The 10,577-nt window shown below is 50.3% G+C and carries 9 protein-coding genes; 5 read left to right on the forward strand and 4 right to left on the reverse strand.

Going from position 1 to position 10,577, the window contains the following annotated elements; genetic code table 11:
• The first annotated feature begins 152 nt into the window (after positions 1-152).
• Together EXE44_RS15675 and EXE44_RS15680 are read left to right on the forward strand one after the other, a co-directional pair.
• Positions 153-941: an FkbM family methyltransferase gene (locus EXE44_RS15675; RefSeq protein WP_137706171.1), complete on the forward strand. Its 789-nt coding sequence runs from the start codon at positions 153-155 to the stop codon at positions 939-941.
• Positions 942-947: 6 nt separating this feature from the next.
• Entirely contained in the window at positions 948-1,901 is a 954-nt protein-coding gene (locus EXE44_RS15680; protein ID WP_137706170.1) for a glycosyltransferase family 2 protein, read from the forward strand.
• Positions 1,902-1,907: 6 nt separating this feature from the next.
• Here EXE44_RS15680 and EXE44_RS15685 read toward each other — a convergent pair whose 3' ends face one another.
• From EXE44_RS15685 to EXE44_RS15695, 3 genes are all read right to left on the reverse strand, one after another.
• Entirely contained in the window at positions 1,908-3,356 is a 1,449-nt protein-coding gene (locus tag EXE44_RS15685) for a lipopolysaccharide biosynthesis protein (protein ID WP_137694904.1), read from the reverse strand.
• Positions 3,353-3,964, reverse strand: coding sequence for a glycosyltransferase (locus EXE44_RS20295; RefSeq protein ID WP_158293472.1), 612 nt, complete (start codon positions 3,962-3,964; stop codon positions 3,353-3,355). The genes EXE44_RS15685 and EXE44_RS20295 overlap by 4 nt, the downstream gene beginning before the upstream one ends.
• Positions 3,965-4,527: 563 nt before the next feature.
• On the reverse strand, positions 4,528-5,469 hold the full coding sequence (locus EXE44_RS15695; protein ID WP_137706169.1) for an NAD-dependent epimerase/dehydratase family protein: 942 nt from the start codon (positions 5,467-5,469) through the stop codon (positions 4,528-4,530).
• Between the two features lie 89 nt (positions 5,470-5,558).
• Here EXE44_RS15695 and EXE44_RS15700 point away from each other — a divergent pair, with 89 nt between their 5' ends.
• Entirely contained in the window at positions 5,559-6,650 is a 1,092-nt protein-coding gene (locus tag EXE44_RS15700; protein ID WP_137694901.1) for a glycosyltransferase family 4 protein, read from the forward strand.
• Positions 6,651-6,729: 79 nt separating this feature from the next.
• On the forward strand, positions 6,730-8,151 hold the full coding sequence (locus EXE44_RS15705) for a sulfatase (RefSeq protein WP_137706168.1): 1,422 nt from the start codon (positions 6,730-6,732) through the stop codon (positions 8,149-8,151).
• Positions 8,152-8,230: 79 nt separating this feature from the next.
• On the opposite strand, the gene EXE44_RS15710 is transcribed toward EXE44_RS15705, so the two are convergent.
• Positions 8,231-9,337, reverse strand: a complete 1,107-nt coding sequence (locus EXE44_RS15710; RefSeq protein WP_137706167.1) for a glycosyltransferase — start codon at positions 9,335-9,337, stop codon at positions 8,231-8,233.
• A 265-nt stretch (positions 9,338-9,602) separates the two neighbouring features.
• On the opposite strand from EXE44_RS15710, the gene EXE44_RS15715 reads away from it, so the two are divergent.
• Positions 9,603-10,577 (forward strand): STT3 domain-containing protein (locus EXE44_RS15715; RefSeq protein WP_274595381.1); only part of this gene is annotated, 975 nt, incomplete at its 3' end.

A 10,577-nucleotide genomic window follows, 5' to 3' on the forward strand; every position in this document is an offset into this window, starting at 1 on the left:
AGAAATATTGGTCCAAATTGCTTGGCAGCTAATGTGTGGGTATTGGTGGTTTATAGAAATCGATAATCGAATGATGGGACGGAGCTGTAACTGGATATTCCAGCGATTCCTTATAGATAAGCTTATACAATTCACAGCCACTGAGGTATGTGTTGAAGAAATCGCTCATGATATCACGTCTACCAGGCATCATTGCGTTAAGAAACCTTTACCTTGAGTACCGCAAACCGACTGTAAACATCTCAGTGGACGGAACTAATTGTGACTTCATTATCACGAATCACCAGGAACGAAAGAATATTTTATCTATGGAGGAGGAAAAATCTGTGATTAAGTTGTTTCTCAACGAGATAAAGAATGGTGATGTCTTCTATGATGTTGGCTCAAATGTTGGCCTATACTCATGTTTTGCCTGTAAAAAAGCACAATTGGAGGAAATAGTGGCGTTTGAACCCCAACCAGAAGTCAACGCACGTCTTAAAGAGAACATTGAACAGAACGGGTGCGCAGATAAAACTAAAATTATCAAAGGGGTCTTGGCTGCCGAAAGAGGCAAGCAAAATTTGGTGGTTGACGAATCCGTGCCAGCTACTGGAGCAACCACACATTCAATGTCTCCGGACGCTGACGGGGAACGTATTGAGGTGAAGGCGTATACGGTAGATGAACTAATTACACAGAATGCTTGTTCGTCTCCAGATGTTATGAAGATCGACGTAGAAGGGGCCGAATATGAGGTACTCCAAGGAATGTCACAAGTCCTATCAAAATCGCCACCTAGGGCAATATTCGTCGAAATTCACGACCAAGTCAAACACTTTGGTGCTACTCCTGATGAGGTAAAATCGTTACTTCGGGAGGCAGGCTATCTTCTTGAGGTACTCGATGAACAAGAGAACAGAGAATTTGTCCACGCGAAAGTGGCCAGCAACGGAGGGTAAGAAATCATGGACAGCACAGAGAATGATTCGAAGTCTTTCAGTATCGGCCTAATCACACAGGACCGGCCCTCGGCGATAGAGACAGTCTTGAATAGCCTTGCGCAACAAACACGTACCCCCGACGAAATAATCGTCATCGATGACAGTGACGATGACCGCACAGGGCAAATCGTTTCAGAAGCCAACAAAACGACATTCAACGAACTGGGAGTCAAAGTCCAGTACTTCCAGAACAGTGGAGGGAATCAACCTGTTGCGCGGAACAAAATCCTATCAATTTGTACCGGAGACATTCTTTGTTTCCTTGATGATGATACGTTTGCTCCCCGAAAATGGCTTGAAAGTCTCGTAGAAACGTACAAGCACCATCCAGATGTCGACGCTATCGGTGGACCGGCACTTACAGCTGACGAAAACCTTGAAGTACAACAGGAGTTACTAGAGGTGAGCGAAAATCAAAATCGCTACCTCAAGTACGGCGAAGTACTAGATGAGTCCGACCGGTGGGTTCCACCTTCAGTTACGGAAACTGAAAAATTTAGAGGTGCGAATATGTCGTTCCGTGTATCCGCACTTGAATCTGTGGGGGGGTTTGACGAATCATATAAAGGCAATGGTTATCGTGAGGAAGATGACGTAACTGTCCGGCTTGTACAAGATGGGCGATTGTTGTTGTACAACCCGGAAGCGCTAGTATATCATTTCATCTCGCCAGAAGGGGGAGCAAGACATGGAGACAAGCGTGAACTGGAGTACTGGAAGGGACGAAACATAGTGTACTTCAAACGTAAGAACTTCGCAGATCAGTATTATGTGGCAGTATTACGTCTGTTTCTGTGGACGTCAGGAGAAGTTCCACCAGTGTGGCGCGACGTGATGATGTCTAGGAATTCCAGCGTCTTTTCGAAGATCAGAGGTTACCTCGCGGAGATCCTTGATCCGCGAGATCCTCCCAAATGAGTAGGATCAGACGCCACGATTAGTGAAGCCCTTGAGCACCTCTACAGATGTTTCCCGAAACTGGTTGCTCATGCCAGCTAGGAACAGAGAATACAGTATACATCCGAGAGTAACGTAGAATAATAAAGTTTGCCATCCGGTCACGGGCCATTGTGTGATAATAGTCCCTATGATCGCCATCATAGCTATGGCAGCGACTATTTCCTCAAATAACAATCGGGGTAGAGGGTTAATTGATACAAACCGTCGGAGAAAAATCACGGATAATACATGCTTGAAAGCCTCCGATATGATCAACGAGACAACAATTCCCACCAAGCCAATTTGGTACAATAAAAGAACCATGAGCGGTAGTTTGAGAAGCGTATAGAGGGTACTTATCCGAAGATTTACCTTTGGTTTCCCCATGCCATTAAATACCTGCCAAAGGCTGTGATTCTGTGTTCCGAACACCTCAGATAGCGTAACACCAATGAGAATAATTCCGGCACCACTGAATTTCGAACCAAAGAGAGTTACGACAACCTCAGTCGATAACACAAGCGAGCCAGTGAATAACGGAATTGCTAAAATGCTCGCAAATGATAGTACATTCTCGACATCCTCAGAGATATCGTTTGTTTCTCCCCACAGACGACTCACATTAGCCATAAGTCCGTTGCCAGCTACGTCTGCAACGAAACTAGCTGGTATGGCCACTCTCCGAGCTACTTCGTATAATCCAACTGCTGCTGGTCCCAGCACGGCGCCAATGAGAAGAGGTTCTGCCCGCCGGTGAAGCCTTCCCACCACAAACTCTGGTACGCTAAATCGCGCGTATCGCCACTGAGATCGGAATTCCGACGAATCTGGACTGCTTGGTATCTCTCTCACCGAAAGCGCAAGTGGTACCAGCGAGACGATCGTGGCGAGGGTGAGCCCCAATAGAAGCCCACTCTCTTCCCAGCCAAGGTACACTAATAAGCCTTGGAATCCAAGTGTGATTACCGAACGGATCGAATCAATCCACGTAGCGCGACCGACTCGCCCCCTCGCGTGTACTAGCTTTTCAACCACGACGAACGCTCCCTCAATCACGAGCAACGGTAGAATAAAAATGGAGATATCAATGTCTAAAACGGACGTCAGTAATCCGGATAAAGCAAAAAAGAGCACCATCATAATCGCTACCCAGACAACGAAAACGATGGTGAGGACCCCTAGAACAGTAGTGTGGGTGGGTTCTGGATCGGAAAAACGCTTCTTGGTACCCTCTGCCCATCCGTCGATAGGAAGATAACTCGCATTCGCGATAGCGTATAGCAAGAAGTACTGTCCGAGGATATCAGCACCAAGAACATTTGCGAAGATGATCGTTCCTGCCAATCCACTTCCCGCAGAAAAGACTCTAGCCACGACACCGTGGGTTGTCTCGACGCTGAGCTGTGTGTCGTCAGGAGAGGGTTTGTTCGTCAAGGATCTTTTGATTGACCAAAGATTAATTTACGCCACTGTTCGTTGAAGTGTTCAATACTATATTTGTCACTGGTCGCCTGGATTTCGGCTGGATCCCAATCGATCGAGTAAGCGCGGTCAATGGCGTCACGCATCGCGTCTTTGCCACGGGCAAACAGGACACCGTTCTCCCCATCCGAGATTTGTTGTTTCGTGTATCCCTCACGAACACCGATGACAGGTTTTCCACTTGCGAAAGCTTCTATTGGGACAATGCCGAAATCTTCCGCATAGCTATTGAATAGTAACGCGTCACAATTGGCTAACAGTCGCCGTTTGCGTTCCTCACTAACGTAACCAAGCAACTCAACGTTACTACTCATGAGCTTGGAAAGGCGAGGCTTCAGAGAACCTGTACCTGCGATCTTGAGCGAATAATTCGTGTTGTTGACAGCCCTAACCATCTCCTCAACACCTTTGTGTGGCTCTAACCGGCCAATAAATAGGATATACCCTTTGTTTGCTTCGTGATAAAACTGCTCAGTATTGACAGGAGGATATATGACTGTGTCGGGTTCTCGGTTGTAATATACGCTCATCCTTTGAGAGATCACCTCTGAATTTGCCACGAATGACCGGATACGGGGTATAGTTGACAAGTCGTGAATTCGCATATATGACTGATAGAAACGTTTCACGACACGGATCGGTCCCCACGAATCACGGTAACGCCCTGGAGCACGGTCAAATAGCCATCGAGCCGGTGTATGAATCACGTGATATCGGTGCTGATGAGGAGAGTGGAGAACGGCTTTTGATGTGGCCCCCGTAGTAATAACGACATCATGATGTTCCGGAACCTCAAAGTTTTCGTACACAAGCGCGTCTGCTAGTCCCCAGATCGGTAGTCGGCGTAGTAAACGATCTACAGGTGATTCAGAAAAAGTGTTCACCGTGATATCTGAGTCGATGTCAATACTACATTGGGACGTGTAGAGGGGTGCATCAAGGCATTCCGCTAATGAGATTGCGTACCTCTCTCCACCGCCTTGGAACGTCATCGGGTCATGGATCACACACGGGTTTTCAAAGGACCGCCCTACCGACCTGTGTGCGTGTTCGACGTCATCGTCCGGTACTGTGTGATTACGCATATGTGTAACCTGTCGAGAGGTGGTAAGTGAACCGACGGTTACTGACCCACTGGGCCTTCCGCACTCTCATAGTACTCCTTAAATCGTACCAACCCATCAGACAAACCAACATTTGGTTCAAATCCAAGTTTTTTGATTTTGGAAATATCCGCGTGAAGCCGATCAAGGTCACCCGTCCAGCTTTCCGATGTAAACCTCACCGACGCGTCAACATCACAAACGTCAATAACACTATTAGCAAGCTCCGAAATACTAATGCTCTCGCCGCCACCAAGGTTATAAGCCTCACCCGCAGTGCCACGCTCCGCGACTAGGGTGAGTCCCTGAACTGTGTCGCTAACATAGCAGTAGTCACGGACTTGGTTTCCTGTCCCGAGCACTTCGAGTTCAGAGCTATCTTTCCGAAGCTTCTCGAAGAAATCGTAAATTACGTATCGGGGTTGCCTTGGACCATACGTGTTGAAAATTCGCACACTAACGACATCAAGACCAATTTCGCGGACGTAGGAATTAGCATGTAATTCGCCGGTACGCTTGTGAACACCGTAGGGCGACTGGGGATTTCTCGCTGTGTCTTCTGTTATTGGGACTGTATCAGGTTCGCCATACACCGCGGCTGACGATACAAACACGACACGACACTCGGGATGATCGTGACGTACAGCCTCAAAAACATTTAATGTTCCCTTCACATTTACGTCGCAATCAGTACCTGGATCGTCCCATCCGAGAGAAGTTTCTTTCGTGTGTGCGTTAGCTGCGAGATGGAAAATCAGGTCGGGTGAATCAAGAGCTTCTCGAAGCGCAGCCTTATCCCTGATGTCGACTTTCATGAAATCCGCTTCGTCGTTTACGAATTCGCGACTCCCACTTGAAAGATCGTCTAGGACAAGGACATTGTTCTTGTCGACCAGAGCGTCCACAAGGTGAGAACCGATGAATCCTGCGCCCCCTGTAACAACGATATCTAAATCATGCATACCGAGAGGAAATTCCTCAGTAAACTAAAGATGGCGATTTTAGCAGGACAGACCGAACAACGTATACTACTGGAATTCAGTTCTAATCCATGGCTGAGGACATGAAGCGGATCCTGTGGATCTCCGAATTCCCCCCAGAGAAGGGGGCTATTGCGGACTACTCAAAACACCTCACAAAAGGTCTAGCTGACAGCCATGGATATGAAATTGATATTCTGACCGAATCTGGAGAAAAGCCAGAGGCCCCAGTGTCTGGTGTGACGGTTCGTGGTGAAATTCCACGGTCCTACAATGGGTGGGCAAAAGTGCTTGATCGCGACTATAATGGCATCCAGATACAATTTCCGGTGGGTCGCCTCCGCTATCTCGTCGCTAGAAAGTGGCTCTCCCGTGATGTTCCACCGACGCTCATAACTATCCATGACGTCCCGGGATTTCAGCAGTACTCGTTATTGTTCGGCTCATTCCGGAATCTGATATTTCTCACAGAATCAACCCGTCAAGAGCATATAGCGGCCTATCCGCTCACAGAGCGCCTTCGAGTAAGGAATTATTTCACTGTACCATATCTGGGAATCGAGAAGAGTATCCAAGATAGGATTACTAAGAAACATTTGGGCATAGAGCTGGATGATGAGGCCACAAACGTGGTGTGCCCAGGTTTTGTACATGAAAAGAAAGGATTCCACAAAGTCGTCGACGCACTTCCGCAGCTTAAGAAGAAATATCCTGACATTCACATAACCATCTCCGGAGGGGAACACCGCGGTCACTCCGGAGATTACATGTCAGAATTAGAAAATTCTATCAAACAGCAAGGGCTTTCCGATGATGTGACAATTACAGGGGTGCTCCCAACCGAAGACCACGTAAACGAATACATTCGGCAGGCCGACTGTGTCGTCCTACCTTTTGATGAGATCACTCAAAGCGCCTCGTTGGCAAAGACTCTCGCTCTCGGGTCTGTCCCCGTTACGACACCGCTCCCGTCTCTATCTCCATTGATAGAGAACTATGGGGGGGTCATGATGGAGGCAAATACCATCAATGCCCTTGTAGATGCGGTGGAGACAGCAATCGATTCGCCCCCCACTATTAATTCGACAGGGATTCTGGAAGACTTATGTTGGGAACAAAATGTAGCGGCATACGCTGATATCTATAGTAGAGTTTTCAAGTGAGACAACTCCTCTCGATCTCGCGAGCCAAGTTATCGAAATCAGGAAACAGCTATATGTGCCGTTCAATGAAAGAGGGCATATGACTGATAATGTGAAAAACGTAGTCGTCGTTGTTATTGATGCGTTACGCTGGGACAGAGTAGGCGTGTATGAGATGGAGAACAACCTTACCCCGAGAATTGACTCACTCGCAAAGGAGTCTACTGTGTTTGAAAAGGCTTTCACGACGATTAATGCGACAGATCCTGCGATTACTTCAATTCACACTGGTTGTCATCCGAAAGGACACGGCGTACATAACCACGGAAGCTACATCACTCAGGAAGAAAAGCAAGCAGTTAATGCCACGACACAATTCCCCAAACTGCTTCAAAAAAATGGCTTCTACACGGGAAATTACGGAAGAGTACTGGGTCGGTGGCATAAGTCAGGTTTCGACAGGTACCCGGAGACAGAAGATACCAAGACGCGACTGAGTGAGTGGTTGTACGGTACCAGCGAGTACTTGGGATCAGTCGCGTCTACGATATACAATGCGTTCTCCCCAACAGAAAGCAACGCGGTTGATGCCCTTGTCTCAGACCTAAGCCGCGCTGATCAATTTTACGGTTTTCTTCACTTACTTGATACACACATCCCGTATGAACCAGATTCGAATTCACCGAGGCAGTACCGGGAACAATATGAAGCGGACGAAGTGTCGTTGACAGAACTTGCGGAACGATATCCCGAGGGATCGTGGACAAGCGAACAGTGTTTGGAGTGGAACGAACAGTATTCTGACAACGCGGACCTTACAACGGCTGACATGAACGCGAGGTACGATGCCACAGTAAGAGATGCAGACGCAAAGGTAGGTCAATTAGTAGATCGTATTGAGACAGCTGGGGAACTGGAAGACACAATGATCGTCCTTCTTTCCGACCATGGGGAATCAATGACAGAACACGGGATTATCTACGACCACCATGGACTGTATGACCAAACAGTTCGGATCCCACTCATAGTCTGGCTACCGGAGGAGACGGCGTCTCGTACGGACGAGTTGGTACAAATAACGGACATCGCACCTACCGTACTGGATGCTGTCGATTCTAGTGCCAACTTACAGTCTGATGGATGTTCACTTATGCCTCTGCTTCGCGATAATGGGAAATGGAAGTCCAGACAGGCAGTAACCGCTGAAGAGGCACACACACAGCGAAGAGCCATGATCCGGACGGCAGATTATAAACTGATCGAGTCGCTAGATGAAGACACAGTCTGTCGATACTGTGAGATTGAACACGCGCCAGCGGAGGAACTGTACGACTTACAGTCAGATCCGAGCGAAGATCAGAACATCGCTAAAGAGAGATCCGAAAAAGTGTCAGAATTCAATAAACTACTGGATCAACATCGTGAAGCGCTAACTGAACCCACGCCAACAGACAATGAAGAGGTCAACTATGAAGATGAAGCAGCTGTCATGGAACGACTCGAAGACTTAGGATATAGATAGTGAGGATCGTCTCAGTGATAATATAATGATCAAAGAACATATTAATCGAAACACACCTGAATGCTTCTCAGAAGCAAAATTAGACTTGCTTAAACACCACTTTTCGAAGGCCTTCCTCGAAGTTCGTGTAATCGTACCGTTCCGCAAATTCCTGGATGTCGTCACGGTTGAAGATATTTGTATCGAATGATTGGATCGTTTCTCTGAGATCAGCTACCTCTGGGTCGAAGAGCCTCCCGGTCACCCCCTCTTCAACTTGATACCGGGTGAACCCTTCATTCACTCCGATCAGGGGTTTGCCCGCCATCAGCGCCTCCGCGCCGACGAGACCGAAGTCCTCCTGTGTCGGCGCGTACACGACGGCGGTCGCGGTCGCGACGAGCGACTCGATATCGTCCACGAAGCCGCGGATCTCGATATTGTCGTGTCCGCGAGCCATTCGTTCGAGCTTCTCGCGGTGTTCGCCGTCGCCTGCGACGATCAGGCGCTCATCGAGTCCCTGAAACGCTTCGACGATCAGGTCCATTCGTTTCTCCTTATCGAGCCGAGACCACGTAAGGAAGTACCCCTCGTCTCCCTCGTTTCGCCAGTTCCCGGTTACTGGCGGATACACGACCTCCGCGTCTCGGTCGTAGTAGCGCTGGACGCGATCACGGATGAGCTCACTGTTCGCAACGAACGTGTCCACGTAGTCGACTGCCTCCTTATCGAGGGCACGCCAGAGCTTCGCGTACGCCCTTGCTGCAAACGCGATTCCGGGATAGTCGACGCGGTCCATTCGGTCCCGAAAGAGATCGTACAACCACCGTGGCGGACTGTGAGGGTAGTGGACGATCCGCTGGTGCGTCGCCGGGACGAAATACTTCGAGAGTGGTGCGCTCTCTAATAGGATGTCGTAGGTTTCGAGTTCCGACGTCCCCTGGGTTATGTCGATTGCGACGCTGGTCGTCTCGAAGGGGTTCATCCCACTGTTTCGCCACTCTAATAATTGTCCAGAGACCCCGCTCGTGTACTTTTCCTGTCGGATCGAATAGACATCAATATCTGGTGGGACTTCCGTTCCCTCGGCGACGTACATCGTATAAATGGGGGCATCAAGTACCCGAGCTGCTTCGATGGCAAATGTCTCTCCACCTCCGATACCGGGGAAGCGATCATGAAGGATCGCAACACTCTCATCAGTCATTCTCGACGTTTCCCATCCATGATTCAGTTCCTTGTTGTGTGCTGACGGGACAGACCGGTGAGATTCGGCCCTTCCTAATGTGTTTGCTTAACGTTACCCAGACACGGTAGACGGAGGAGAAATGAATAGACACAGATTCTAAGCCAAATTCCGCAATCGGTCTTAATAACCGTTTCCCTTGGTCAGCACGGATTCGATACGCCTGTAGGGGATTTGGAACCAGATATGACAAGCCTTATGCGCGTTTTGACAGTTCCTTGCGGTAATGAGCGATTCGAGCGACTCGCCGGATGGATCGACGCCGTCCCCCGTCGATCTTCTTACACGGTGGTATCATGTCCCAGCCCTTCTCATCGCAGTGGCGTTCATGCTGTGGACTCGCCTCCGGTCGTATGGGAACTTCGTCCGCGACGGCGAAGTGTACTTCCGCGGCAACGACGCGTGGTACCACCTCCGCGAAACGTCATACCTCTTGGAGAACTGGCCGAACACGATGTCGTTCGACCCGTGGACCGGGTTCCCGTACGGAAACAGTGCGGGGCAGTTCGGCACCCTCTGGGACCACATCATGGCCGTCGGTGTCTGGATCGCCCGACCGATCATGGGCAGCACCGAGGAAGTCATGCTCGTCATGGCGCCCATCGTCGGCGCGCTCGTCGCAGTCCCGACGTACTTCATCGCGCGGCGCTTCGTCGACCGCGTCCCGGCGCTCGCCGGAGCGGCGACGCTCGCCCTCTTCTCGGGAACCTTCCTCCGATACACGCTCGTCGGGTTCCCCGACCACAGCGCGGCCGAGGTCCTCTTCCAGAGCACCGCCGTCCTCGCGTTCCTCGTCGCCTTCGGCGTCGCGGAGCGCGAGAAGCCGGTGTGGGAGCTCGTCGTCGACCGAGATTGGGACGCGCTGAAGCGCCCGCTGGCCTTCGCCGCCGCCGCCGGGGTTGCGCTCGGCCTCTACATGTGGACGTGGCAGCCCGGCGTCCTGCTCGTCGGGATCACCGGAGTCTTCCTCGCAGTGAAAATCACGAGCGACGTCTACCACGGCAAGAGCCCCGAACCGATCGCGTTCGTCGGGGCTGTCGCCATGGCCGTCGCCGGGGCGATGCAACTGGTCCCGCTCGACACGCTGTCGTTCACCCCGACGCAGTACTCGCTCCTCCAGGTGGTCCTCCCGCTCGGCGTCGCGCTCGGTGCGGTCTTCCTCGCGTGGCTCGCCCGTCAGTGGGAGTCGCGCGACCTCGAC

This window comes from Halorubrum sp. SS7 (genome assembly GCF_005435055.1).
Lineage (GTDB): Archaea > Halobacteriota > Halobacteria > Halobacteriales > Haloferacaceae > Halorubrum > Halorubrum salinarum.